The sequence below is a fragment of the Vreelandella alkaliphila genome (genome assembly GCF_016107625.1).
GTDB lineage: Bacteria > Pseudomonadota > Gammaproteobacteria > Pseudomonadales > Halomonadaceae > Vreelandella > Vreelandella alkaliphila.
Genome location: NZ_JABASV010000018.1, coordinates 1 through 26,279, shown reverse-complemented (window position 1 = coordinate 26,279; position 26,279 = coordinate 1). Strand labels below are relative to the sequence as shown.

The 26,279-nt window shown below is 51.4% G+C and carries 30 protein-coding genes; 3 read left to right on the top strand and 27 right to left on the bottom strand.

The window, feature by feature from the left end; genetic code table 11:
• Positions 1-26: 26 nt before the first annotated feature.
• The 5 genes from JFC11_RS17970 to phaR all read right to left on the bottom strand — a co-directional run bounded on the left by JFC11_RS17970 (position 27) and on the right by phaR (position 3,644).
• Complete coding sequence (locus tag JFC11_RS17970) at positions 27-368, bottom strand: histidine triad nucleotide-binding protein (RefSeq protein WP_038476902.1); 342 nt, start codon at positions 366-368, stop codon at positions 27-29.
• Between the two features lie 51 nt (positions 369-419).
• Positions 420-1,292 carry a phosphoribulokinase gene (locus JFC11_RS17965; protein ID WP_038476906.1) on the bottom strand — a complete coding sequence of 291 codons (873 nt, stop codon included), beginning with the start codon at positions 1,290-1,292 and terminating at the stop codon, positions 420-422.
• Entirely contained in the window at positions 1,292-1,744 is a 453-nt protein-coding gene (locus tag JFC11_RS17960) for an acyl-CoA thioesterase (protein ID WP_038476909.1), read from the bottom strand. Before JFC11_RS17960 ends, JFC11_RS17965 begins: the two co-directional genes overlap by 1 nt.
• Before the next feature lie 52 nt (positions 1,745-1,796).
• A complete protein-coding gene (gene purD, locus JFC11_RS17955; protein ID WP_089039368.1) occupies positions 1,797-3,083 on the bottom strand; it encodes a phosphoribosylamine--glycine ligase in 1,287 nt (428 codons plus the stop codon).
• A gap of 96 nt (positions 3,084-3,179) precedes the next feature.
• Positions 3,180-3,644, bottom strand: a complete 465-nt coding sequence (gene phaR, locus JFC11_RS17950) for a polyhydroxyalkanoate synthesis repressor PhaR (protein ID WP_038476915.1) — start codon at positions 3,642-3,644, stop codon at positions 3,180-3,182.
• A 134-nt stretch (positions 3,645-3,778) separates the two neighbouring features.
• Here phaR and JFC11_RS17945 point away from each other — a divergent pair, with 134 nt between their 5' ends.
• The gene (locus tag JFC11_RS17945; protein WP_038476918.1) at positions 3,779-4,489 is read left to right on the top strand and encodes a 16S rRNA (uracil(1498)-N(3))-methyltransferase; all 711 of its coding nucleotides are present in this window, start codon (positions 3,779-3,781) and stop codon (positions 4,487-4,489) included.
• 56 nt (positions 4,490-4,545) lie between these two features.
• Here JFC11_RS17945 and rloA3 read toward each other — a convergent pair whose 3' ends face one another.
• From rloA3 to hemH, 13 genes are all read right to left on the bottom strand, one after another.
• Positions 4,546-5,100, bottom strand: a complete 555-nt coding sequence (gene rloA3 / locus JFC11_RS17940) for a retropepsin-like aspartic peptidase RloA3 (protein WP_198350194.1) — start codon at positions 5,098-5,100, stop codon at positions 4,546-4,548.
• Between the two features lie 76 nt (positions 5,101-5,176).
• Positions 5,177-6,433 carry a lytic murein transglycosylase gene (locus tag JFC11_RS17935; protein WP_038476924.1) on the bottom strand — a complete coding sequence of 419 codons (1,257 nt, stop codon included), beginning with the start codon at positions 6,431-6,433 and terminating at the stop codon, positions 5,177-5,179.
• Positions 6,434-6,501: 68 nt separating this feature from the next.
• Positions 6,502-6,948, bottom strand: coding sequence for a DUF3429 domain-containing protein (locus tag JFC11_RS17930; RefSeq protein WP_198350193.1), 447 nt, complete (start codon positions 6,946-6,948; stop codon positions 6,502-6,504).
• 49 nt (positions 6,949-6,997) lie between these two features.
• Positions 6,998-8,419, bottom strand: coding sequence for a DASH family cryptochrome (locus JFC11_RS17925; protein WP_120386611.1), 1,422 nt, complete (start codon positions 8,417-8,419; stop codon positions 6,998-7,000).
• On the bottom strand, positions 8,403-8,579 hold the full coding sequence (locus tag JFC11_RS17920; RefSeq protein WP_198350192.1) for a DUF2256 domain-containing protein: 177 nt from the start codon (positions 8,577-8,579) through the stop codon (positions 8,403-8,405). Before JFC11_RS17920 ends, JFC11_RS17925 begins: the two co-directional genes overlap by 17 nt.
• A gap of 300 nt (positions 8,580-8,879) precedes the next feature.
• Positions 8,880-9,284: a monovalent cation/H(+) antiporter subunit G gene (gene mnhG / locus JFC11_RS17915; protein ID WP_038476932.1), complete on the bottom strand. Its 405-nt coding sequence runs from the start codon at positions 9,282-9,284 to the stop codon at positions 8,880-8,882.
• Positions 9,277-9,546, bottom strand: a complete 270-nt coding sequence (locus JFC11_RS17910; RefSeq protein ID WP_120386609.1) for an MrpF/PhaF family protein — start codon at positions 9,544-9,546, stop codon at positions 9,277-9,279. The genes mnhG and JFC11_RS17910 overlap by 8 nt, the downstream gene beginning before the upstream one ends.
• Positions 9,546-10,019: a Na+/H+ antiporter subunit E gene (locus tag JFC11_RS17905; protein WP_038476938.1), complete on the bottom strand. Its 474-nt coding sequence runs from the start codon at positions 10,017-10,019 to the stop codon at positions 9,546-9,548. The genes JFC11_RS17910 and JFC11_RS17905 overlap by 1 nt, the downstream gene beginning before the upstream one ends.
• On the bottom strand, positions 10,016-11,617 hold the full coding sequence (locus JFC11_RS17900) for a Na+/H+ antiporter subunit D (protein ID WP_198350191.1): 1,602 nt from the start codon (positions 11,615-11,617) through the stop codon (positions 10,016-10,018). Before JFC11_RS17900 ends, JFC11_RS17905 begins: the two co-directional genes overlap by 4 nt.
• Positions 11,614-11,961, bottom strand: a complete 348-nt coding sequence (locus JFC11_RS17895; protein WP_009721692.1) for a Na+/H+ antiporter subunit C — start codon at positions 11,959-11,961, stop codon at positions 11,614-11,616. The genes JFC11_RS17900 and JFC11_RS17895 overlap by 4 nt, the downstream gene beginning before the upstream one ends.
• An 18-nt stretch (positions 11,962-11,979) precedes the next feature.
• Positions 11,980-12,411 (bottom strand): Na+/H+ antiporter subunit B, encoded by a 432-nt coding sequence (locus JFC11_RS17890; protein ID WP_038476947.1) that lies wholly within the window; start codon positions 12,409-12,411, stop codon positions 11,980-11,982.
• Positions 12,404-14,761, bottom strand: coding sequence for a putative monovalent cation/H+ antiporter subunit A (locus JFC11_RS17885; protein WP_198350190.1), 2,358 nt, complete (start codon positions 14,759-14,761; stop codon positions 12,404-12,406). The genes JFC11_RS17890 and JFC11_RS17885 overlap by 8 nt, the downstream gene beginning before the upstream one ends.
• Positions 14,762-14,977: 216 nt before the next feature.
• Positions 14,978-16,057: a ferrochelatase gene (gene hemH / locus JFC11_RS17880; RefSeq protein WP_038476953.1), complete on the bottom strand. Its 1,080-nt coding sequence runs from the start codon at positions 16,055-16,057 to the stop codon at positions 14,978-14,980.
• Positions 16,058-16,169: 112 nt separating this feature from the next.
• Between hemH and JFC11_RS17875 the strand changes: the two genes are divergently transcribed.
• On the top strand, positions 16,170-17,750 hold the full coding sequence (locus JFC11_RS17875) for a cryptochrome/photolyase family protein (protein ID WP_038476956.1): 1,581 nt from the start codon (positions 16,170-16,172) through the stop codon (positions 17,748-17,750).
• Positions 17,747-18,145 carry a thiol-disulfide oxidoreductase DCC family protein gene (locus JFC11_RS17870; protein WP_038476959.1) on the top strand — a complete coding sequence of 133 codons (399 nt, stop codon included), beginning with the start codon at positions 17,747-17,749 and terminating at the stop codon, positions 18,143-18,145. Before JFC11_RS17875 ends, JFC11_RS17870 begins: the two co-directional genes overlap by 4 nt.
• A 32-nt stretch (positions 18,146-18,177) precedes the next feature.
• Here the strand turns inward: JFC11_RS17870 and JFC11_RS17865 are convergent, their stop codons facing one another.
• The 9 genes from JFC11_RS17865 to rnr all read right to left on the bottom strand — a co-directional run bounded on the left by JFC11_RS17865 (position 18,178) and on the right by rnr (position 25,971).
• Positions 18,178-18,480, bottom strand: coding sequence for a DUF6482 family protein (locus JFC11_RS17865; RefSeq protein WP_038476962.1), 303 nt, complete (start codon positions 18,478-18,480; stop codon positions 18,178-18,180).
• A gap of 140 nt (positions 18,481-18,620) precedes the next feature.
• Positions 18,621-18,914 carry a hypothetical protein gene (locus JFC11_RS17860; RefSeq protein ID WP_009721685.1) on the bottom strand — a complete coding sequence of 98 codons (294 nt, stop codon included), beginning with the start codon at positions 18,912-18,914 and terminating at the stop codon, positions 18,621-18,623.
• Between the two features lie 66 nt (positions 18,915-18,980).
• On the bottom strand, positions 18,981-20,369 hold the full coding sequence (gene dnaB, locus JFC11_RS17855) for a replicative DNA helicase (RefSeq protein ID WP_009721684.1): 1,389 nt from the start codon (positions 20,367-20,369) through the stop codon (positions 18,981-18,983).
• 219 nt (positions 20,370-20,588) lie between these two features.
• The gene (gene rplI / locus JFC11_RS17850; protein ID WP_038476968.1) at positions 20,589-21,035 is read right to left on the bottom strand and encodes a 50S ribosomal protein L9; all 447 of its coding nucleotides are present in this window, start codon (positions 21,033-21,035) and stop codon (positions 20,589-20,591) included.
• A gap of 15 nt (positions 21,036-21,050) precedes the next feature.
• Positions 21,051-21,902 carry a hypothetical protein gene (locus tag JFC11_RS17845; protein ID WP_038476971.1) on the bottom strand — a complete coding sequence of 284 codons (852 nt, stop codon included), beginning with the start codon at positions 21,900-21,902 and terminating at the stop codon, positions 21,051-21,053.
• Positions 21,903-21,914: 12 nt separating this feature from the next.
• The gene (gene rpsR / locus JFC11_RS17840; RefSeq protein WP_009097135.1) at positions 21,915-22,142 is read right to left on the bottom strand and encodes a 30S ribosomal protein S18; all 228 of its coding nucleotides are present in this window, start codon (positions 22,140-22,142) and stop codon (positions 21,915-21,917) included.
• A 33-nt stretch (positions 22,143-22,175) separates the two neighbouring features.
• The gene (gene rpsF / locus JFC11_RS17835; RefSeq protein WP_009721681.1) at positions 22,176-22,559 is read right to left on the bottom strand and encodes a 30S ribosomal protein S6; all 384 of its coding nucleotides are present in this window, start codon (positions 22,557-22,559) and stop codon (positions 22,176-22,178) included.
• 212 nt (positions 22,560-22,771) lie between these two features.
• Positions 22,772-23,566 (bottom strand): 23S rRNA (guanosine(2251)-2'-O)-methyltransferase RlmB, encoded by a 795-nt coding sequence (rlmB, locus tag JFC11_RS17830; protein WP_038476977.1) that lies wholly within the window; start codon positions 23,564-23,566, stop codon positions 22,772-22,774.
• Between the two features lie 2 nt (positions 23,567-23,568).
• On the bottom strand, positions 23,569-25,971 hold the full coding sequence (gene rnr / locus JFC11_RS17825) for a ribonuclease R (protein WP_198350189.1): 2,403 nt from the start codon (positions 25,969-25,971) through the stop codon (positions 23,569-23,571).
• Between the last annotated feature and the right edge of the window lie 308 nt (positions 25,972-26,279).

The window sequence follows — 26,279 nt, the reverse complement described above, 5'->3', positions numbered from 1 at the left end:
GGCTATAAAATAAACAGAACCTGCTATCAGCCTGCCGGCCAAGTAAACTGCCGACCTCCCAATAAATGCATATGGATGTGGTAAACCGTCTGACCACCCATTTCATTGCAATTCATCACAACACGATATCCATCTTCCGCGAAGCCTTGTTGCTTGGCCAGCTGTGCGGCAGTGTGCTGCAAACGCCCAACCAAGGCTAGGTCTTCAGGGGCAATATCGTTAAGCGTAGCAATATGCTTTTTAGGAATAATCAACTGATGCGTTGGCGCCTGAGGACTAATGTCATTGAACGCTAGCACATGCTCATCTTCAAACACGATATCTGCGGGAATTTCGCGGTTTATGATTTTGCAAAACAGGCAATCCATACGGCCTCCTTCATTTTTGTAAGTGCCGAAAACTAACGAGCGAAAACAGCCTTAGCGAAAACGGCGCTGAGACAGCAAATGGCGAACCAGCGGCGCTAAAATCAGCTCCATCGCTAACGACATACGCGCCCCAGGCACCACTAACGTGTGCGGGCGTGTCATAAATGAATCTTTGATCATCGCCAATAGCCAAGGAAAATCCACCGTTGAGGGATCCCTAAAGCGAATCACCACAAACGATTCTGCATCGGTCGGAATATCCTGAACCTCAAAGGGGTTCGACGTATCGACAGTGGGCACACGCTGGAAATTAATATGGGTACGCGAGAACTGCGGCTGAATGTAGCGCACGTAATCATCCATGCGCCCTAATATGGTATCGATGACCGCTTCCTGGGAATAACCGCGCAGCTTGGTATCACGATCAATTTTTTGAATCCATTCAAGATTCATGGTCGGTGCAACGCCGACTAACAAATCTACGTGACGAGCAATATCATACTCTTGTGTCACCAAGCCGCCATGCAGTCCTTCGTAAAAGAGCAGATCAGTACCACAAGGCAGTGACTGCCACTCAGTGAACGTCCCTACCCTATAACCTGCCTCAATTTTTTGCTTATCTTCTGCATGAATGTAGTGACGGAACGTACCCGCTCCATGCTCACCGTACTCAACAAAAAGCCCTTCAAGCCGATCAAGCAGATTAGCTTCTACTGCAAAGTGAGAAAGCTCATCTTTGCGTTCGGGCTCGTCACGAAAAATCCGCTGGAGATCATCACGGGTATAGCGGTGAAAGGCATCGCCGTCCACCATGGCAGCGTGCACATCTTCACGCAGGAACATGCGCTCAAAGCTGCGACGCACCGTCGTAGTACCCGCGCCTGAAGAGCCCGTGATGGCAATGATTGGATATTCCCGCGACATTAAGCACCTCTCTCCTGAGCAGTCGCGCGAGCAATCGCCTGCGCAACTTCATCAGGCACTTTGACAGGCCGCCCAGAAGAAAGGTCTAAAAGAAGCTGGTTAATCCGAGCAGTTGCCACCACCTTATCGGTTTCTGCATGACAAATGCGCTGATAAACCGTCAACGCTTTGCCTTGTGGTTCAGGGACAGCGGTTTCAATTACCAAAGCATCTGGCCAGCGCGCCTCACTCTGGTACTGAACGGCTAGGTCAGCAACAATGCTCGGGTAGCCTTTCATATCCCACTCAGGCAAACCTAGCGCAGCGAACGCATGCACGCGAGCTTCATGTAGCAGCGATACTAAAGCGTCATGCCCCAAGTGGCGACCGTAATTCATATCCGTGACGCGCACCGTTAAAGGATGCCGATGAATAATCGCTGCCGTGGGGAAATCTAGCGTGACACGCTCCATGCTTAGCTCCTTGTCAGTGGTGGTTTAGCTCCGGCGAGATCATCGCTGATCGCTATTTTTCTCGGGCGATAGCACGGAATGCGATATCACGGCGGAATTCAGCACCCTCCCAGTGAATCGCTTTAACCCCCTGGTAAGCTTGCTGTTGAGCAGCAGATACTGTGTTGCCTAATGCGGTTACGCATAGCACTCGCCCGCCTGCGGTTACGATACTGCCGTCAGCAGCCTGAGTAGTGCCTGCATGGAATACTTTGCACTGCGCCTGGCCTGCCTGCTCCAAGCCATGAATGACATCGCCTTTGCGGTAACTGCCGGGATAGCCACCTGCCGCTATCACAACACCCACGGCTGCGCGGGAGTCCCACTCACACTGCTTATCGGCAAGCTCGCCCTTAGCGCCAGCCAAGCAAAGCGCGGCTAAATCTGACGTTAACCGCATCATGATTGGCTGAGTTTCGGGGTCACCAAAACGGCAGTTATATTCGATTACTTTTGGGTTGCCTTCAGCATCAATCATTAGGCCCGCATATAAGAAGCCGGTATATGCATTCCCCTCTTCCGCCATGCCCCGCACGGTGGGAAGTATAACCTGCTCCATGATGCGCTCGTCGATCTCTGGGGTTACCACCGGCGCCGGAGAGTAAGCTCCCATGCCGCCTGTATTGGGGCCGGTATCGCCGTCATAGGCACGCTTATGGTCTTGGCTAGTGGCCATCGGCACCACATTCTCACCATCAACCATGACGATAAAGCTGGCTTCTTCGCCTTCCAGAAATTCTTCGATAACAACGCGCGCACCCGCATCGCCAAATGCATTCGCCTCTAACATATCGCGAATAGCCGCTTCAGCTTCGGCTTCACTCATCGCTACAATGACACCCTTACCCGCCGCCAAGCCATCAGCTTTGATGACAATAGGCGCGCCCATCTCAGCTAAGTAAGCCAAGGCTGGCTCTACCGCTGTAAAGGTTTGATACGCGGCAGAGGGAATCTGGTGGCGTGCCAGAAAATCTTTAGTAAACGACTTAGAGCCTTCCAACTGTGCGGCGCGTTGTGAAGGCCCAAAAATTGTCAGGCCAGCCGCCTGAAAACGATCAACCACCCCTTCAACTAACGGCGCTTCTGGCCCTACGACTGTTAGCGCTACCTGCTCGCGCTGGGCAAACGCCACCAACGCGTCTAAATCTGTTGCTTCAATAGCTACGTTGGTCAATTTAGGCTCAGTGGCAGTACCTGCATTGCCTGGCGCTACGAACACCTGTTCGACGTCACTAGACTGCGCTAGTTTCCACGCCAGTGCATGCTCGCGACCACCGCCACCTATCATTAAAACGTTCATTATCATCCTTCTCAAACGGGAGTGCCTAGCTGAGATTAGCTGAAAGCGTAACTACGTTAATCGGCATATTATGCCACAACGACTCAACCAGCGGCGTCAGGAGCTTTTATCCGGCGTATCGTCATCGTCTGTTTGATTAGGCTGATTAAGCGTTTTTTGCCAAAAACGCATATTTTCTTCGGCCAGCTCACGCATGAACTCCATAGGAGAGTGGCGTATTGCTTGTTGCCACTGACTCTGCATCCGCTTTTGTTGCTCCAGCATGAGCTGGGTGCCCTGCTCTAAATAACGTGCTAGAGGTAAAGGCGATGACATATCGTACACACGGATCAATTGAGCCAGCAGGTCATTTGAGAAAACTTCGGCTTCACTATCAGCCTGCTCTTGCTCGATAATGATCGACAGCAAAATGGTCCGCGTCAGGTCTTCACCGCTTTTTGCATCCTCGACGCGGAAGGGTTCTTCTTCAATAATCAAACGCCGCAGATCCTCAAGCGTCACGTAACGACTTTGTTGAGTATCGTACAACCTACGGTTGGCATATTTGCGAATTACGCGCACAGCGCATCTCCTTAAACGCGGTAGAGGCTTTGTCGCCGTTGCTGCTATTGTGCCTGCAACATGCGCCTATGCAAGCCAGCTTAACGGATTAGTACCGTTAGGCGTGTCTTCCTTATGACCAATAGACGACAATCATGAATCTTATTCTGCTTGATCCGAGCGAAGTGAAGGGAGCTTATGCTTACCTTACTGACACACGACGTATCACCCATTTGCGCGAGGTGCACCGCGCTTGTGTAGGGGACTACTACACAGTCGGCCTACAGGGTGGCAAGATGGGGAAAGCGCAGTTAACTGAACTGCTCGATACTCAGGCAACCTTTACGCTGGACAACCTGAATGAGCCTCCCCCGCCGCCCCTACCAGTACACTTAGTATTAGCGCTTCCTCGCCCCAGAATGCTGGCACGTACCTTAGAGCATGTCACGGCTCTTGGCGTAAAAAATATTACACTGCTACACAGTAAACGGGTGGAAAAAAGCTACTGGCAGTCCCCAGAACTCCGTACAGAAAAAATTCATCACCACTTAGTGCTTGGCCTGGAACAAGCGCGAGACACACAGTTGCCTAATGTGACGTTGTGCAAAGGCTTTCGCCCCTTTTTAGAAGAACAACTGTCCGAGCTACTCAAAGATCGACGCGGGCTGGTGGCACACCCTGGCATGCCGAATGCCTGCCCACGAAATATTGATGGAAAAGTACTGCTTTTCGTTGGGCCGGAAGGCGGCTTTATACCATGGGAAGTTGAAAAACTACTTGAGGCAGGCTGCGAGGGCATGCACCTAGGCCCTCGCATCTTACGGGTAGAAACTGCCGTGACCGCGCTTTTATCACGACTTTTTTAATCGCTGATTAGCCCCGTATGCAGCATAACGAGACTGATATGCTCAGAGAGCCCTGATCAGGACTGCTCATCTTCTGGGTCGTGGGGAACATAGGTCGCATCGTCCCCACATTCAGGGTCTTGAAGGAAGGTATCGCGCACATCTAATAACCCTAGGTGGCTAATTGTGCGACGCCCCAAGAGCAGTGGGTAGATCATCTCTTCACGATCTCGCAGACTAAACTGCTCTTCATATACCGTATTGCCCATGCAAACATCCATTAGCACCACTGGACGTTCATCACGGCCACCTGCGCCACGCACCGCTAACTCTCGATAGAGGGGACGCTCAATTCGATCGCTAAACGTTTCACCGCTTTCCTGATCTTCGAGCTTCAGGCGGAAGCGAACCCACTCCTCCCCGTCTTTCTCGAACATCTCAATATTACGCGCGTCTAACGAAGAGGTTAGCGCGCCACTGTCTAGCTTCGCTTTTACAGCGATACCCCACGGTTCAATTGAGGCATTTTCAACCCAACCAAACACTTTATCTTCTGCTTGGATGGCTGTGCTCACTGACAATGTACTGACCATTACACTGGCAGCCAGCACACCTAAAAAAGTTTTTCCCATTAGCTTTCGTCCTTGGTGAGAAGTTTGCCTAGCGTGAGACATTTGACTCGCTAAAGAGACTCATCGAAACGAAACATTAACGCAGCCGTTCTAACAGCGCCTGAGTGGCAAAACCATCGGGCGTAAGCCCTTGGTCACGCTGAAAAGCACGTAGGCCCTCACGCGTATTAGGCCCCATGATGCCGTCCGCAGTACCCACCGAATATCCAGCACTATTTAGGCGTTGCTGTAGGGTACGCACATCATCACGTGTCAGTGGTGCCTGATCTCTGGGCCAGGACTGGGCTATGCCGTCACGCCCCGCAATAGCATCCGCCAAGGTAGACACGGCTAACGCATAACTAGTTGCGTTGTTATAGCGCAAAATTGCCCGAAAATTAGGCCCTACTAAAAATGCTGGGCCATTTGCTCCTGCTGGGACAATGACCGCAGCGCTATCGAACGCGGGCAGCTCACCACTCAATGCGCGAACGCCTTGTGCTGCCCATTCAGCACTGCTACGACGTTGCGTTTGTGAGTAATCGAAGGAGTCAGGCAAGTTCACTTCAACGCCCCAAGGCTGACCAGCTTGCCACCCTGCCCTCGCAAGGTAGTTAGCCGTAGAAGCCATAACATCAGGAATACTGCCCCAAATGTCTCGGCGGCCGTCATTGTCGCCATCCACGGCATAGGCTTCAAAACTGCTAGGTATAAACTGCGTGTGCCCCATGGCACCAGCCCAAGAGCCTTTCATTTGATCGGCAGCAATATCACCTTGGTCGATAATACGTAACGCAGCTAACAGCTCACCTCGTGCGAAATCACGCCGACGACCGTCGTAGGCAAGTGTTGCCAGTGACTCAAGTGTCGAGAAATCGCCAAAATTACTGCCGTAGTTACTTTCGATACCCCAAATAGCGACGATGACTTCCGCGGGAACACCATAACGTTGCTGCATTTGTTGCGCGGTATCGCGGTGAGCCGCAAGCTTCTCTAGACCGTTATTAATCCGTGTGCTGGAAACCGCTGTATCTAGGTATTGCCAAATGGGACGAACAAACTCTGGCTGATACTGATCAAGCTCAATGACGCGTTCACGATAGCGAAGACCATCGAAAGCAGAGGCAAGGGTTGCCTCACTGATACCCTGCTGAGCAGCATAGCGACGAAAATCAGCCAACCACTGGTTAAAGTTGGCATAGCTAACTTGTTCTGCCGCCTGTGCATCCACCTCGCTCATCAGTTGCTGATTAGCGACTGCATTAGTGCTTAATGCCCCACTGCCTGCTGCGAGTGCAAACGATAAATACAATGCAGGGCGAATACTCACTGAACCTTTAACTTTCAAAGACATAGCATTAATCTCTTGGCAATCCTTGGCGTGCGTCCGATAATGGCTCAGAAATAGCTTAGATACTAGCCCTACCTACCTAGCCGCAGCAAAACAATCAGATGAAACACCACCACGACGCAAGTCAGTACACAACGAAGCTTAAGATACCAACGTGGAAATCCTTCTCGGCCATCACGACTGAGATCATAGCCACCGATTAGAACAAATCCTGCCAGTAATACCCATAGCCCAGTCATGACGTTGAACATTAACGCAGGCCAAGCGATTAAGCTGGGCACCATTGCAATGATCAAACGTCGGGTATTACCTGGGCGAGGCACTTGAAGAGCACTCCCCCAATGAACGCCACCCAAAAAAGACAGAATAACTGCACTGTAATAGCTAAACGCGTATACCGCCGTTACCTGCCATACAGGAGGTGCCCACCAGGCTAGGAGCCCTCCAGCAATAAAGGGTACTAAACCCGCAAGGCCTAGAAACCAAGCAACGCGGCGGTCACTACTTATCTCACTCATATTGCACAACCTATCTTTTGGGCTCTATCGTCCGTGTTTGAGTGAAATCTTACTCATCCGTTTCTTGAAGCTCTGTTTTAGCCACTAGCCAACGCTCCCACTCAGCGGGCTCTACGCAAGGTGCATCAAACTTAGAAGACGCTACTCGCCAGGGTTGGTGTCGCTCCATTCCTAACGGAAGCGAATCCAGCTCAGGCAGCCAATAGGCAACGTAAAGCCCGTTTGGATCATAATGCCCTGCTTGCTTCAGCACATTAAAGTAACGGTCTTGGCGGGGATCACGACCAACACCGGCAATATAACGCCAGTTGCCCCAGTTACTCGCCACATCGTAATCAATCAGGCAGCGCTCAAACCACGATGCACCAAGGCGCCAATCGACGTTTAGATCTTTCACTAGAAAACTGGCGACATTTTGGCGTGCTCGATTAGATATCCACCCGGTAACTTTCAGTTCTAGCATGGCAGCGTCTATAAATGGCACGCCGGTTGTAGCGTTGCGCCACGCATCAAAAGCACTGTTAGCGGGCGGTAACTCTTCATGACCAAATAATGCAGCACCTTCCAGTTGAGCCGCTCGATGGAAATAATCTCGCCACATTAATTCAAAAATAATCCAATAACTTGATTCACAGCTTCCGTGAACGGCCTCCCAGTTTTTTACTTCTTGGTACGCTTGGCGAGCGGATAAACAACCTCGCGCCAGCCACGGTGAAAAACGTGTGGAAAAATTAGCCCCCAATAAGCCATTGCGGGTTTTCTTGTAAGATTCCGCGCCGTTTTGCCGCCAGAGATACTGTTGTAAACGATCACTAGCCGCCGACTCACCTCCCACAAATACAAAGCCCTGGCGATTATCAGGCTGCCAGACAGCACTCTCTTCGCATACTGCCTTGAGCGGGGGAAACCCTCGGGGAGCAGATTCTGGCCAGGGTGGTAGTGTCACTGGCGCTGGCAAGGGCGCTAAAAACGTACAATGCTTTTCAACACGTCGCCGAAATGCCGAAAAGCTGGGCGGCAACTCATTCAATGCAAAGGGAAGCTCGTCTTCGTCAATTAAATAACCGCTATCAGCACAAAATAACTGACAGGCCGGCGGGAGCTGGTCAGCGACCCGCGCAATATGCTGTGACTCTTCATACCCAGAATGCGCTGCCACACGTACTTCTCTTGCACCAAGCATGGCAGCAGTCTCTAGCACGATGCTGGCAGGATCACCGATGCGGACTAGCAAATCACTGCCACGCTGCAGCAGCTCGCCACGTAACTCCATCAAACTTTGCCATAAAAAGCGTATCCGAGCAGGCCCCAGCCTGGGAGAAGCATCACCTGCAATCGAACTTTCAAACCATCTCTGGTCTAGCACATAGAGACAAAGCATCTGCTCAGGAGGGGAGTCAAAATTCAACAAGGGATTATCAGCTATCCGCAAATTATCCTGAAGCCATACAATATCAGTTGTGCTGCTCATGCATTTGCCTCCTTGGTGCGTTGGACTGCTTAGCTTCGCGACGGCAGCGTTCACTGCAATGGCGCACTTCATCCCAGCATCGCGCCCACTTTTTCCGCCAAGTAAAAGGACGCTGGCATTGCACACAGTATTTTTGCGGTAAATCCTGCTTACGTCGCATACACTCCATCTCGCTGCCTAACACTTACACGGCACGCATCAAAAACATAGACACATTATCCTTCACGGTATAACTATTGTACATAGATAAACATGCGTGTTTTTAACGTCATGTTTTTTCCTGAGCCCCCTTTCCTAATGTTTACCCGATTTTTTTCACGCTTATCTCTGCAACTTTTCCCCAAAGCACTGCAAATAAAAAAAGCCATCCTGGCTGGATGGCTTTTCGAACAGGTACTGGAGCAGCAATTAATAACTATGAAAAAGAGTGTGATACGAGATAAAGCACCGCAAGTCCTGGTCAATCAGGGTCTGTGGCGCGAGGATGCCGTTTGGCATTTTCATGGGTTTCTAGGCCACTTTTAAGCTCATGAGTAAGCGGGTCATAATTGGGTCTCAGCTCATCCTTAACGGTACCGCTCCAGAGGCGCGAGCCAACAAAGTAACCAGCCCTGCCAATCACATGGGCAGCAATCGGTGCCGTTATTAAAATAAACACAATAATCGCGAACGAGCGCGCAACCACACCAACTTCGGCAAAATGCATGGCCGATGCCAGCATAATTAAAATAACGCCAAGCGCTGCAGCCTTAGTGGTCGCGTGCATGCGGGTCAGCAGATCCGGCAGCCGCAACAAACCGATAGCCGCCAGCAACATAAAGCTTGACCCCGTTATCAATAGCGCGCCTTTGATAAATTCAATCATCTCGCGGTCCTCCACGTTCCAGAAAGCGTGCAAACCCAATCGCGGCTAAAAAACCCATCAGAGCGATCACGATTGCCGCATCTAGGAAACTCGCCACACCCGATTGAATAGCATAAACACCCACCAGCCCCACCACGGTAGTGGAAAACAATTCAAGCGCAACAACACGATCAGGTAAACTAGGGCCACGAACGACACGTACGAAAGTAAGTACAAGCGTCAGCCCCATAATTATCTGGCTTATCAGAATAACGGTATCCATTAACGAAATAACTCCAATGCACGGTGCTCCATCTCTTTTAAGTTATTTCGAAGCTCTTCTTCATCATCTAAAAACATCGCGTGAATATAGAGCACCTTTCGATCGTCAGAGACATCAAGGCTCAACGTGCCAGGCGTTAGCGAAATCAGGTTAGCGACGATAGTAATTTCCATTTCCGTGCGCGCCGAGAGAGGCAGCGCAATAACACCGGGCTTCATGTGCCAGGGAGGGGTCAATATATCGAAGGCGACGCGCAGATTTGCCCGCACCAACTCCTTAATAAAAAAACCAATAAAACCAATAATTCGTGGCACACGAGCGGGGTAGCCTTTTAACGCGTCGACTTGAGGTTCGATTAACAGCAACGCAATATAGCCAAAAATCATTCCGACCAGCAGATTAAGTCCGGAAAAATCGCCACTTAGTAGTACCCAGGCTAACCCGAGCAGAAGGTTCCAAATCGCACCAGTCATGGGGCACCCTCCGCACGGTCACCTATAATCTCCGCCTGCAACTCACCCCGGTCAAGCAGCGCATCTTCAGCACTAGCAGAGCCTCCCAGCACAGCTTCAATATAACCTGATGGGGACATTAGCTGATCACCAATAAGCATCATCACCTGCATGATAGCTTCTGCGAAAACACCGATTAACAACGACATCATGGCCAGCACAGCGACGGGTGTATACATCATCCACAGGCTTGGTTTTAGTAATCGACCATCATCACCGACGGAGGTTTGTGAGGCGGGCACTTTATTTTCTTCTGGCAACGCTTTCCAAAACACGTCATTCCAAATTTTCACCATGGAATAAAGTGTCATGAGCCCTACTGCCAACGCAAAACCTGTTGCTACATACGCCTCCGCCTCCAGGCCAGCACGAACCAGCACAAACTTGGCAAAGAAACCTGATAGTGGAGGAATGCCCGCCAGCGAAAATGCTGAGATAAAAAACGCCACGGCTAACCAAGGGCGTTCTCGGTAAAGCCCCCCCATCTTCTTAAGCTGATAAGTGCCTTGCAAACGGTGGGTAATACCGCTGATTAGGAACAGGTTCGTTTTAACAATAATGTTATGCACGATAGCAAATACACCGCCTGCAATCGCCAGCGGTGTATACAGCGCCAAACCAAGGATCATGTAGCCAATCTGGCTCACAATGTGAAATGAGAGGATCCGTCGGAACTCATACTGAGCGGCAGCGCCAAGCACGCCTGTAACCATCGTCAACACAGCGCCCCAAAGCATAATGTCCTGCAGATACCCCATCGTTTGGTCAAAAATAAGAGTGAACACGCGGAACAACGAATACACCCCCACCTTTGTCAGCAGACCAGCAAACAACGCCGATACCGCTACTGGCGGCGTGTGATAAGAAGCAGGCAGCCAGAAAAAGAGCGGAAAAGCGGCTGCTTTAATACCAAAAGCTACCATAAACATAACGGCAAGCACTTCGACCATTCCGCTGTGCTCAGCCTCGTCCATACGCAGCGCAATGTCGGCCATGTTTAGCGTGCCTACCGTGCCATACAATAGCCCCACAGCCGTTAAAAAAATCACCGAAGCCAACAGGTTCAACGTGACGTATTTAATTGCGCCTTCCATCTGCGCCCGTTCACCGCCCAGAATCAATAGCGCAAACGAAGCAACCAGCATAACCTCAAACCAAACATATAAATTGAAGATATCACCGGTTAAAAAGGCCCCTGCCACACCTGCTAACAACAAATGCATCAGCGGGTAATAGCCAAATTTTTCATGCCCCCGCCCTGTGGTGGCCAGCGAATAAATCCCCATTGCCAAACCAATGATCCCCGTCATTAAAATCATAACGGCACTCAACATATCGGCAATGAGCGTAATCCCAAACGGAGCTGGCCAGCTGCCCATCTGCATAGTGATGTAACCATCAGCTAGCACGGCGACAAACAGCCATACACTCACCAGTAGCAGCGCGACATTACCTGCTACCGCAATGAAACGTTGAACGGGTCGAGAACGCCAAAAAAGTAATGAAAGTGCGCCAGAAAGCAGTGGCAATAGGACGGGCAGTGCAACTTCAGGCCTCACGTGTCGGTATCCTTCATTTTGTCCAGATCATCTGCTTTTACAATTTCGTAGGCGCGGCGAATTAACACAACAGCAAATGCCAGCACCCCAAATGCAATGACAATCGCCGTCAATACAACAGCTTGAGGCAGCGGGTCGGCTACTTCACCTAACGGCTGTAGCATACCTTCCGGTATTAATGGTGGGGCGCCGCGCGTCATGCCTGCGGTAGTGAAAATCAGCAAATTAGCAGCGTTCGACAGCAGCAGTAGACCAATCACCAATTTCACAATAGAGCGACGTAACATCATAAAGATTGCGGCAGCGTAGAGTAGCCCAATTGCTAGTGCCATTAGCGGTTCCATACGGAGCCTCCTGATGCATTAGGGTTCATCCTTATCCACCTCCATCAGCGCCATCACCATGCCCATCACCGAGCCAAGAACGGCAAAGTACACCCCTACATCGAAAATGAGCGGTGTAGATGCTTTAAAATCGATCACGGGGATAGTCCACCACTGAGCGGTTAAAAACGGCTGGCCCATGAACCAAGCAGGCACCACCGAAATCATCCCCAACAATAGCCCTGCCCCAATTAAGTCGCGTGGGTCGACCATACGCAGCACCTCTTTGGTGGCACTGACACCAAAGGCAAACAGATAGAGAGTGAAAGCCCCTGCTGCTACTAGCCCAGCAATAAATCCACCACCGGGCTCATCGTGCCCACGCAGCAATAGGAAAATTGAAAACATCAGTTGTAGCGGCATCAAAAACCGCGCCGCAGTGTTGAGAATAATGGTGCCGGATTTAACCATCGTACGGCTCCTTAACACTGGCTTTCTCGCCGTTTTCGCCTTCTACTGATTTGCTTTCATTTTCGCCGTGGCGCAGTTTAAGCATGGCGATAACCCCTATAGCGGCAAGTGCAAGCACAAACATCTCGCCTAACGTGTCGAGTGCTCGATAGTCCACCAAAATGACGTTAACGATGTTGCGACCATAAGCCAGGGGCGCACTGTTCTCTACCATGTACATTGAAATAGGCTCAAACTGATTAATACTCCAAGCGGTCATAATCAGTAGAAAAATCAATATTCCCATCATTGCGGCCACTGCGCCGTCACGAATACGCTCCAAGGTTGTGGAAAGGTTTGAAAAACGCGGCAGCCTGAAGAGCACTAAGACCAACAAGATAACGGTCATGGTCTCAACCAACAGTTGGGTAATGCCTAAATCAGGTGCACTAAAGAGAATAAAAATCAGCGCAATCGAGAACCCCATAATGCCGACCGATACCAGAGCACCAAGGCGTGAACGAGAAATAGTGGCAAACAAAGCCCCCATCACCATGGTGCCAGCGACAATTACCTCATGGAAGCGCACGTCCAGCGTCAGCGCCAGTTGAGGCGCATGGCGCACAAGTATTGAGTTGCCAATCAAGGCAATCAGCACCACCAGCATGACGAGAATATAGTTGCGCATATAGCCGTTTTGCAGCAGGCGTGTTTGCCATTCAGAAAAGCGCACAATACCGTTCATTAAACCTTCGTAACCCGCTTCGGGGCCATGCCGCATCGCTGGTGCCAGCATTGCCAGCTTGCTACGCACACCATCCCAGCGCTTAAACAGTAAAAAGCCTAGCCCAAGACTGGCAATCGACATGATCAGCGCCATATTGATGCCATACCAAAGCGATAATGACACTTGCAGCGGCTCACCTACCACCGCTGTCGCCGCTGACGTAAGCAGCGCATCAGCACCAAGCATGGCTGGCGCCAGCCCTAACACAAGTGAACCAAGCGCCAATACAGCGGGCCCAATCAACATACTAAAAGGCGCTTCATGGGGTGTTTTGGGTGTTTCAATTTGCCGACCATAGAAGGGGCGGAAGGCGATAATGGCAGCCACTGCAATCGTCAAAATAGCGGCCAGGAAAGCAAACAGGACTAACAACATATCGAAGCGCTCCGCCCCCAGCGCTGCCTCTAGCATTAGCTCTTTACCAATGAAGCCAAATAGCGGTGGCACGCCTGCCAACGACAGTGCCGCGACAAAAGCAATCACCGCAGTGATTGGCATGGCAGACCTCAAGCCGCCCATTGCGGTGACATCTTTGGTGCCTGTCTCATGGTCCAGAATACCGGCGACCATAAACAGTGCCCCTTTGTACATTGAGTGGGCAAGCAAGAACGTTACAAATGCCGTCATGGCGTACTCAGAACCAATGCCCAGCAACATAGTTAGCGTGCCAAGCGCCATAATGGTGGAATAAGCCAACAGCTTTTTAATATTGGTGTGATGAATCGCTAAGAAGGCGCCTGTCAGCATGGTAATCGCACCGACGACCGACAGTATTCCGATCCATAGCGCTGTGCCACCCAATTCAGGGTGTAAGCGCGCCAGCAAGTAAATACCCGCTTTGACCATGGTGGCCGAGTGGAGGTATGCCGACACTGGCGTTGGCGCCGCCATGGCGCTGGGTAACCAAAAATGAAAAGGAAACTGGGCTGATTTTGTGAATGCCCCCAGCAGCAAGCAAATGAGCATCGGGGTATAAAGCGAATGTTCACGCAGATCGCTTTCCATTTGGCCAATCTCATAAAACGACCAGCTTCCGCTTGCCCCCCCTAACAGCACCAGACCTGCCATCAGCGCCAAACCACCGGCAACCGTTACAAAAAGCCCCTGACGTGCGGATTTTCTTGCCTCCATATCGGTATGGTTAAAGCCAATCAGCAAATAAGAGGTGATGCTGGTAAGTTCCCAGAATACGAAAAGCGTAAGCAATCCATCGGCAAGCACTAGCCCCAACATAGAGGCCATAAACGCAACAAGCGCTAAATGAAAGCGTGCAATATCCGTATGGCCTTTGAGATAACCACCAGCATAGATCAACACGAAAGTGCCGATAACGGTAATCAACAGCCCAAATAACAGTGACAGCCCATCAAGCAGGAAGCTCAGGCTAATGCCTAAGGATGGCACCCAAGACCACTCCAACAGAAGTGACCCTTCACTCATAACAATAGGTGCCTGACTGAACAGCCAGATAGCCATTAAGGCAGGAAACAGCGCCAGTACGAGGCTCGTCCGTTCTCCAAACCAGCGGTTGAGCATAGGCGACGACGCTGCCAGCACAAAGCCCATTAATACAGCGAATTGCATCCGGTGGTTTCTCCCTATAAGAACGTGTCAGTTAACCCCAAGGCAGTAGCAAGACCAAAACGGCCCTAAGCGTTGAATAAATGTGATTATTAATGCACAAACCTTATACCAAGGTTGATTACGTTTCTATAAAACTAGTCACCCATAAAAAAAGCCGCCTTAGTTGAGCACTTTTGGGGTGCAGTTCACTTTGGCGGCTTTTGACAAAACGCGCTATTAAGAAGCGGACAGCCACCCCGCCAACTCGTTGTTAACAACCGCTAGCAGGGCATCAATGTGATCGTCTCGATCATTCAGGCAAGGAATATAACTAAACGTCTCCCCTCCTGCTTCCATAAAGCTATCGTGAATCTCTTCTTTGATCTCTTCCAGCGTTTCAACACAATCGGAAGAGAAAGCAGGCGACATAATCGCAATATGCTTGTGCCCTTGCTTGGCAAGTTCAGCCACATGATCGACGGTTTGCGGGCCAACCCACTTTTCTGGGCCAAACTGAGACTGAAAGGCGGTGTCTACTTCCTCTTTGCTTAGCCCCAGTTTTTCACGCATCAAACGCGTCGTTTTCTGACATTGGCAATGGTAGGGGTCACCTTCTAATAAGTAACGTTCGGGGACGCCGTGGTAGCTTGCTACCAGTTTCGTCGGACGCGTTTCAAAACCTTCATAAGCTTCCTGAACTGAATTCGCCAGCGCCTGAATATAGGCGGGATGCTCAAAATAAGCGGGCACCGTACGAATATAGGGCTGCCATTTCATTTTCATCAACGTACGAAATGCCTGATCATTTGCCGTTGCGGTCGTAGGCGAGCCGTACTGGGGATAAAGCGGGAAGAAAACAATCCGCTCACACCCCTTCTCTTTCATGCGGTTGAGAACACTTTCAGTCGACGGATTGCCATAGCGCATACAGAAATCAACTTCGACGCTATCGCCGTAGAGCGCTTTCAAACGTGCAGCCATTTTTTCAGTTTGGGCACGCGTCGTCGTTAACAACGGACTCTCGTTCTTCTCGTTGTTCCAAATACTTTTATAAGCGTTACCAGAAGAAAAAGGACGTTTGGTCAAAATAATTAGTTGTAAAAGCGGCTGCCACTTCCAATTAGCGTAATCAACAACACGCTTATCGGACAAAAACTCACTAAGGTAGCGCCGCATAGACCAATAGTCGGTTGCGTCCGGGGTGCCCAAGTTAGCCAACACCACGCCGACTTTTGCAGGGGGAACGGCAGGATGATCACTTGGCGCATGGACCAAGCGCCCTTCTCCCGGCTGATCTTTCACAACGCTATCGACCATGTCGCTAACTCCTCGGATACTTTAAATAGTTGGCAAAATCTTAACACTTTTCGGCAAAGTTGCGGCATAAAGTTATACTATCAACATTATTTGTATAACTGCAGGCCAACTCATGTCGAAGCCTTTACTGTTAGTCCTTGGTGATCAGCTTTCGCTTTCATTGGCAACCCTGCGCAATGCGCCAACTGACGCAGTCATCGCTCTTTGCGAGGTCGCCGAAGAAGCGCGCTATGTGCCTCACCATATACATAAAGTCGGCTTGTTTATGGCCGCCATGCGGCACTTTGCTCAAGCGCTGCGCGATAAAGGCTACAACGTTCACTACAGCCGCATTGATGATGCTGACAATACCCAGTCACTCATCACGGAAGCTGAACGTATTGCCACTCAGTACGGTTGCCATGAAGTGCGTGTAGCAAGACCTGGTGAATGGCGACTTTGGGATGCCATGCAACAGCGCCAAGCAGCCGCCCTACCCTGGAAAGTGATCGAAGATGATCGCTTTTTCAGCTCGCCTGATGACTTTGCCAACTGGGCTAAAGGACGTAAACAGCTGCGTCTGGAGTATTTCTATCGGGAGCAGCGCAAACGAACTGGGCTACTGATGGAGGGCGATACACCTGCTGGAGGAAAATGGAACTTTGATCACGACAACCGTGAGCCGATTCAAGCAACGCTCAGCTTTCCATCGCCTCCCACCCATCGCCAAGATGCACTGACCCAGGAAGCGCTCAATGATGCCAAGCAGCATTTTAGCGAACACATGGGATCCCTGGATAACTTCAACCTCCCCGTCACCCGCCGACAGGCGCTGGTGGATTTAAACCACTTCCTTGACCATGGGTTGGCCGACTTTGGGCGCTACCAAGATGCGATTAGCGATAAAGAACCGTTCCTTTTTCACTCCAGACTATCGGCGGCGCTCAATATCGGCCTGCTTACACCTCATGAAGTCTGTGAAGCCGCTGAGCAGCGCTACCTAACAGGTCATGCGCCTATCAATGCAGTCGAAGGATTCATTCGTCAAATACTGGGTTGGCGAGAGTATGTTCGAGGGCTTTATTGGACACAAATGCCGACTTACAAGCGAGAGAATCGACTTGGCTTTGAGCGAGAATTACCAGCATTTTACTGGGATGGCAATACCGATATGCGCTGTTTACAGCGCGCCATTCAAATGACCATCGATAACAGCTACGCCCACCATATTCAGCGTTTGATGGTAACCGGCAACTTTGCCCTACTGTGCGGTGTTAAGCCTGAAGCACTCTGTGACTGGTATCTAGCGGTGTATGCCGATGCCTGCGAATGGGTAGAGCTGCCCAACACCTTAGGCATGGTACTGCACGCTGACGGCGGCTTAATGGGCTCCAAACCTTACTGCGCTTCAGGTAAATATATCGACAAAATGTCTGACCACTGCCAGCACTGCCGCTACTCTCCAAAACAGGTAACAGGCCCAAAGGCGTGTCCGTTTAACAGCCTTTACTGGCATTTTCTGGAAACCAACGCTGAACAGCTGAACCGCAATCCGCGCATGAAGTTGATCTATGGCTCACTCTCTCGCATGAAAGACGAAAAGCGTGACGCGATGCGTCAGCAGGCTGAACAGTTTCTTGCTTCACTACCCACCAGTCCAGGCTACGGCCAGACCTCCCACACACAAGGCTATCTATCAAAGGGCACTCAATGAGCCGTTTCTCTACGCTTCACGCAACGTCACCTGTCACGCTATATCACGATGGTCACTGCCCTTTTTGCCGCGTGGAAGTCGCCTGGCTTGCAAAGCATCGCCATCAAGAACGTGTCACGCTAGTGGATATTCAGAGCAGTGATTTCAATGCAGCCGATGTAGGACGCAGATTTGACGACATGATGGGGCTGCTGCATGTTAAAGATAGCCAAGGAAATTGGTATATCGGGATGGATGCCAGCCGGGCCCTCTATGCGGTACTGGGCTACCGGTGGCTAGTATGGCTTTCTTGCTTACCAGGCCTGCGAGGAGTAATGGATGCAGGCTATCGTTTTTTTGCCCGTCGCCGTGTACGGCTAGGGCGATGGTGGGAGAAGCGTCACGCAAACAAGTGAGGACGCCATAGGATGTTGCAATGCTTGTAGTGTTAAAACACTAGCGGCATACGTGATGTTAACGGCGAACTGTAATGAGCATCGCGTCCAATCACTTCATCCTGGGGTACATGCTGCACTAAGTAAGCACGGTGAATCCCAGCACGCTTTAGCTCAAGATAAACATCATCTAGCGAGCGAAACAGCATTGGCTTACCGCGCTGGGTCAACATATGCCGCTCGCCCTCTACATCTTCAAGCTCTAGTTGATAAAAGCGGCTGCCCGAATGCGTGATAACGCGTATTTCAAAATTATCGTGACCCGCAACAAATTGCTTCAGTTCTTTAAGTTCCATGGTTCCCTCCTGTGATTGTTCATCATCATGGGGCATAGCATGACGATACCCCATGACAATTTTATTACCTTGGCACTAACTGCCTATGACGGCAACATCACAAAAGAGTTCCTGACCAAAACGTCAACTTATTCGTCGAATTATTGATACTCAGAGGGGTCGATTGCTTTACCTAACGAATTGCGATCTATCCAGTTACCGCCTTTAGTTTCCTTGTAACGGAAAACTACTTTATCGCCTACCGTTACCGGTAGTTCTGAATCTTCAGTTTGGTAGCTATATTTTTCCCCTTCCACTACCAGGAAGTAACGGTAGAGGTCAGGCATTCCCAACCACTCTTTAAATGGCCCTTCTCGCTCTAGTGACTGCAGTTCCCCACGGCCTTCCAGCTTAGGAAGACGCTTACGGTTACCACGTCTAAAACCACCTGCCATTTGCTACTCCTGTCTATCTGCTTGGTCGGGGAGGAGCATTATACGTTCTCCCCCCTAACGCTCAAGTTAATCACCGAACGCTTCGCCATAGCTATCGGGCGCAAGGTCTTCGAAGCGTGTGTATTTACCAATAAAGGCCATATGTACCGTACCGATAGGCCCGTTACGCTGTTTACCAATAATCAGCTCGGCAATCCCTTGGTTGTCAGGATTGTCAGGGTTATACACCTCATCTCGGTAAACAAACGCAATGACGTCGGCATCCTGCTCAATCGCGCCGGATTCACGCAGATCCGACATGACAGGACGCTTGTTGGGGCGCTGCTCCAACGAACGGTTAAGCTGTGAAAGTGCTACAACAGGGCATTGAAACTCTTTTGCCAGCCCTTTTAGCGAGCGGGAAATCTCCGATATCTCACCGGTACGGTTTTCAGAGAAGCCAGGAATCTGCATTAGCTGCAGATAGTCAATCATGATCAGCGCCATATTGCCGTGCTCCCGCACCACTCTACGCAGGCGTGAGCGCATTTCATTAGGCGAAAGCGCCGCAGTATCATCAATAAATAACTGCTTGTCTTTGAGCAGGTTGACCGCTGATGTCAGCCGCGGCCAATCTTCATCTTCCAACTGCCCCGAACGCACACGGGTTTGATCAATCCGACCCAACGAAGAGAGCATACGCAGCATCAGAGATTCCGCGGGCATCTCCATGGAGAACACCATCACCGGCTTATCGCTAGCAATAACCGCATGCTCCACCAAATTCATGGCAAAAGTGGTTTTACCCATTGACGGGCGGCCCGCGATAATCACCAAATCTGAGGGCTGTAAGCCTGAAGTCATCTCATCGAGGTCACGAAACCCCGAGGAGAGACCTGTCATTTCACCCTTTAGGTTGAACAGCTCATCAATGCGATCAACGGCTTTGGTTAGCAGTTCACTCATGCCGATAGGACCGCCCGTTTTCGGCCGCTCTTCGGCAATCTGAAAGACTAGTCGCTCAGCTTCGTTAAGCAGCTCATCAGCAGGACGGCCCTGCGGGGAAAACGCCCCGTCAGCAATTTGATTGGCCGCACGGATTAATTTGCGCAGCGTTGCCCGCTCGCGAACGATATCCGCATAAGCACGAATATTACTGGCAGAAGGCGTGTTGCGGGCCAGCTCAGCTAAGAATGCCAAACCACCCACCGTATCCAACTGATCACGCGCTTCTAATGCCTCTGACAGCGTTATAACGTCAAGCGGCTGCCCGGATTCGGCCAAATGAATCATCACATTGAATACCAAGCGATGCTCATAGCGGTAAAAATCATCCGCCACCAACCGTTCCGAAACATTGTCCCAGGCTTGGTTATCCAACATTAGCCCACCTAGCACCGACTGCTCCGCCTCAAGAGAGTGCGGCGGCAGCTTTATCGCTGCCGTTTCCTGATCAGCAGAAGGCTGGTCCTGCATAGTGAGCTCCTTAATCATAAAGCGTAGCCAATAACGATGACTATCTTAGCGGGACAATCTCAAACCCACCATAAGCGACCTATCTACGCCAAGCGACGTTCAAAAAAATTCGACCCACACCTCAAACGTTTTTGACCGCGCTTAGAACGGTTTAGATTAAAAAGACAAAGGGCGCGGGAAGACCCGCGCCCTTTGAGGCGTCAGCGTTGGCGAGAGCGTTTACTCTGCGACAACAACCACGCGAACAACAGCATCTACTTCTGCATGCAGGTGTAGAGCGATGTCGTATTCGCCAGTTTGGCGAATCGGACCTTGCGGCATACGTACTTCGCTCTTGGCAACTTCGATGCCAGCAGAGGAAATAGCGTCGGCCAAGTCACGAGGACCGATAGAACCGAACAGTTTGCCTTCATCGCCTGCTTTAGAAACCAACGACAATTCGATGTCGTTAAGCTGCTCAGCACGCGCTTCAGCTTCTGCTTTACGCTCAGCGGCTTGGGCTTCAAGCTCAGCACGCTGGGCTTTGAATGCTTCAACGTTATCTTTGGTTGCCGGCACGGCTAGGCCGTAAGGAACCAAATAGTTACGACCATAACCGGGCTTTACAGTGACTTTGTCACCCAGGCCGCCCAGCTTACCAATGTTGTCGAGCAGAATGACTTCCATCTCGTAAACCTCTTGTCAGTTGCTGCGGGCAAGGCGTGCGCGAACGTTCGCGAATGTATCAATCAGCCCCAACAGCAGCACAATGAGAATCGTGGGCCAGGTCGTGATCAGTAGCACATAAAATGCCACCAGCCACAGCCCGTTCATCCCCTTTATTCCAATAAACCCATGCACTAGCGCAATGCCAGCTACCAGCAGTGGAATCCAACCAAGCATTGCCAGAGCGTGCGCTCCCAACACCATACCCCCCACACCAAGCACGACTAAAACAGCCAGCTCTTTGGGCGATAGGCGCAGTGCGTGAAACTCTTCGCGGAAGCCGCCTGGGTTATAAAGCCCAGCTTGCCAGCTTCGCGCCAAAGCCAAACACGCAATAGCGGCCAACAATACCACCAAGCCTGTTACACCACCGATCACCATAGCGGCGAGCGTGGGTGCATCAATACCTTGGTTAGCAAACTCTGTCAGCATGCGATCAATCTCAGTAGAGCTTGCTCGCAGTTGCTCCAGCATCAACTCTGTTCCACCTGGCGGTATAAAGATGCCGAGTTGAACCATAACCGCTGCCGCCAATGTGCCAACGATTAACGCTTCACTCCAACGCATCCTCTCACGCAAAATGACTGCCATCAGCGTTACTAGCAGTACGCTAGCAAGTGGAATGACGTCACCTTGAGACCACCAGAAACCCGCAGGTAGTGCAGCAGCGATAATTACCGGAAGCGCAGGTGCAAAACCTTTGCGCAAGGTAACTAGCGCGGCGATGGCTGCCCCTAACCAGAACAGCCAAGGCACTAGCGTCGCTAACGCCGCCCCGCCAATGGCATAGGGCGTGCTCCGCATGAGCCATCTCGCCAGTGCCAGCATCACGTTAAACGCTTACTGATGGCTATCGGAGTAGGGCAGCAGTGCCAGGTAACGCGAACGCTTGATAGCAGTCGCCAACTGACGCTGATAGCGTGCTTTGGTGCCGGTAATACGGCTCGGAACGATCTTGCCGGTTTCGGTGATGTAAGCCTTCAGCGTATCGAGATCTTTGTAGTCGATCTGCTTGACGCCTTCAGCAGTGAAGCGGCAAAACTTACGGCGACGGAAAAAACGTGCCATGGACTAGCTCCTTAAAACGTGCGGTGGATGAAATTAGGCAGTTTCTTCTTCAGCTTCTTCTGCGCGCGGTTTGTCTTCGCGACGCGGACGCTTTTCTTCTGCCGGCTTCATCATCGGAGAAGCTTCGGTGATCGCTTCTTTACAGCGAACAACCAAGCTGCGGATGATGGCATCGTTGAAACGGAAGATGTTCTCGATTTCTTCGAGAGTCTCGCCGGTGCACTCAACGTTCATCAGCACGTAGTGGGCTTTGTGGATCTTGTTGATCGGGTAAGCCAGGTGACGACGGCCCCAATCTTCCAAGCGATGCACAGTGCCACCGTTTTCGGTAACAATGCTGGTGTAGCGCTCGACCATAGCCGGCACTTGCTCGCTCTGATCCGGGTGGACCATAAACACGATTTCATAATGACGCATGGAATCTCCTTGCGGTTTGACAGCTTCCGGTGTGTATTGACACAGCTGTATCAATGACGACAGGGAAGCAAGGAGTTAACTGAAATGCCCGTTGCTCACCGCGAACGATGTCATTTGGGGCATCAAGCAGAACTGTTTTTCGTATTAACTGTTAACCAATACGAGCGCCCGCTTAAAGTTAAACGGGCGAAAGCATTCTAGTGGGCTAGTGCTTAACTTGCAAGCCGCCTCTGCCGAACAGCTTCAAACAAACAAATGCCTGTCGCGACCGATACGTTCAGGCTGGACACCTGTCCGGCCATAGGCAACTTTGCCAAGTTATCGCAGGCTTCCCTGGTTAACCGGCGCATGCCCTTCCCTTCAGCGCCCATCACTAATGCAGTCGGGCCAGTCATATCAATCTCAAACAGGCTAGCCTCAGCTTCACCAGCAGTACCAGTAATCCATACACCGGCATCTTTTAGCTTAGCCAATGTACGCGATAGGTTAGTAACCTGATAAACAGGCACCACCTCGGCTGCGCCGCAAGCCACTTTCCGCACCGTCGCGTTCAGCGGCGCGGCTTTATCCTTAGCCACAATCACACCGTGAGCACCGGCGGCATCCGCGCTGCGCAGGCACGCACCAAAGTTATGGACATCGGTAACACCATCCAGCACTAACAATAGCGGCGGTGCAGACGCTTGCCATGCGCGTAGCTTCAACCACAACGACTCTTCCCCTTCGGGAACCAGCGGCGGGCAAAATGCCACAACTCCTTGGTGGGCCGCACCCTGCGTAAGCTGATCCAGCAAGTCGCGAGACTGCTCTTTAATCCGCGCACCACGAGCCTGAGCACTCGCAACCACTTCCTTCAAGCGGTTACCCGCTCCTTGCTGCACCCACAACTCAAGGGGCGTTTCGCCCCGCTCCAGCAGACTTTCCAGGGCGTGAACGCCATACACTTGGTCTAGCCCATCCGGAGTACGAACAGCCGGACGCGAGCTACGTCGAGACGACGATTTCATGCTCAACCCTTATTCGGTGATGGTTTACGCGGGCCATTACGCGTGCGTCTTGGCCCACGGCGCGTCGGCTGCTTATCAGCTGATGCTGCTTTGCTAGCTCCCCCTTCTACTCCAGCACCAGCTTCTCCACCGCGGCGTTTGCGCGGCTGGCGGCGTGGCCGGGGTTTCTCGTCAGCTAAACCAAAGTCGATCTTACGATCATCCATATCTACCCGCGCAACCTGAACCGTAAGCCCGTCACCCAAGCGGTAGGTCGTGCCTGTGCGCTCACCTTTGAGGCGATGCTTCTCTGCCTCATAGTGGTAGTAGTCAGAGGGCAGCGAGGTGACATGCACCAACCCTTCGACATAGAAGTCATCCAGTCGCACAAACAAGCCAAACTGAGTCACTGAGGCGATAGTACCTTCGAACGTTTCGCCCAGCTTATCGGACATAAACTCACACTTAAGCCAACTTTCAACATCACGGGTTGCTTCATCAGCCCGCCGCTCGGTCATTGAGCAGTGCTCACCCAACTCAAGCATTTGCTCGAAGGTATAAGGGCACCACTTGCTTGGCGGATCAACCGGTGCGCCTTCTACCCGAACAACCGTATTGGTTTGCCGTGGCCCGCGAATGACTGAGCGAATGGCGCGATGCACCAATAGATCAGGGTAACGACGAATCGGTGAAGTGAAGTGCGCATAGGCCTGGTAAGCCAAGCCAAAATGGCCCTCATTCTGGGGCGAATAAACCGCCTGGTTCATTGAGCGCAGCATGACAGTTTGGATGATGTCAGCATCTGGGCGATCAATAATCGCCTCACGTAACGCTTGATAGTCTTGAGGCGTCGGCATGTCGCCACCACCAACGGAAAGCCCCAGCTCGCTCAAGAACAGACGCAGTTTATCAAGACGTTCCGGGGTCGGGCGCTCGTGAATACGGTAAAGAGCGGGCAAGTCATGCTTATCCAGGAAGCGCGCGGTAGCCACATTGGCCGCCAGCATACACTCCTCAATTAGCTTATGAGCATCGTTGCGAGTACGCGGGACAATTTTTTCAATCTTGCGCTCATCATTGAAGATAATCGCTGTTTCGGTGGTGTCAAAATCAATCGCACCACGCTCTTCTCGGGCACTACGCAGCAGGCCATAAAGCTCGTGCAAATTTTGCAACGGCTTCACTAGCGCCTTGTGCTCATTGCGCAGCGCTTCCCCTTCATCACTCTCTTTATCGAGGATGGCCGCCACTTTATTGTAGGTCAGGCGAGCGTGGGAGTTCATTACCGCCTCATAGAATGAGTAGCGGCTAATAGCGCCCGTCTTGGAGATATTCATCTCGCAAACCATCACAAGGCGATCTACTTGGGGATTTAACGAACACAAGCCATTTGAGAGCAGCTCAGGCAGCATCGGCACAACCTGGCCTGGGAAGTACACCGAGTTCCCCCGCGTACGCGCCTCATCATCAAGCGCAGTCCCCGGGCGCACGTAGTGCGATACATCAGCAATCGCTACCAGCAGCTTCCAACTGCCCGACTTGGTCTTCCAAGCGCATACCGCATCGTCAAAGTCTTTGGCGGACTCATCGTCAATGGTGACCAACGGAATCTCACGCAGATCGACACGGTGTTGCTTATCTTCCTCTAATACTTCTGCTGAAATACCGCTGGTTTGGTCAAGCACTTCTGGCGGAAACTCAGCGGGTATATCGTAGCTACGAATCGCGATATCTATTTCCATGCCAGGATCCATCCGTTCACCCAGCACTTCGATAACTTCACCAACTGGCTGAACTCGCGTAGCCGGCTGCTGAACGATTTTCGCTGATATCACCTGCCCATCTTTCGCGCCAGCGCTTGCAGTATGAGGAATGATAACTTCCTGGGTAATGCGGGGATTCTCAGGAATCAGCACACCAAACTCAGGTGAATTACTACGGTATACACCCACAATCGTTTGGGTATTTCTCGCAATCACATCGGCAATAGTCGCCTCATCACGACCGCGGCGGTCGCGGCCACTAACACGCGCCAGCACATAATCGCCGTGGAAAACACGGCGCATCTGACGAGGGGGCAATACTAAGTCTGGCTTTTTACCATCATCACGCAGTAGGAAGCCAAAACCATCTCGGTGGCCCAGTACCTTCCCTTTAATAAGGTCAAGTTTATCAATTAGTGCATAAGCGCCGCGACGATCGCGCAGCACCTGACCATCACGCTCCATGGCAGCCATACGACGGCGAATAGCTTCAAGATGATCTTCATCTTCAATGCCGAGCATGCGGCTCATATTTTCGTGGGTTATTGGCTTGCCGTACGTTTCCAGGGCAGCTAATAAATACTCGCGGCTGGGCGCAGGATTATCATACTTTTGCGCCTCGCGCTCGGCGTGCGGATCATCACTCAACGTCCAGTACTTCATGCGATCAACATCCTTGATTGCGTTTGCGGGAGGCAGACAGTTTGCGCAGGCGCAGTGCGCTGCGGGCGGGGGGATTCAGCCATTGATCGACTGAAAAACATCATGTTTGGTTTGGTCATAACTGCATTATAGCGCTGCCCGCTCAATCACCCAACCACCTAGCACGGCAATTGTACGATTTTAATGATAAAAAACAGTTACCGGGTCTTGCATTTAAGCGTGGCCTCGGTATCATACGCGCCACTTGCCCAGATGGCGGAATTGGTAGACGCGCTAGCTTCAGGTGCTAGTGTCCGTATGGACGTGGA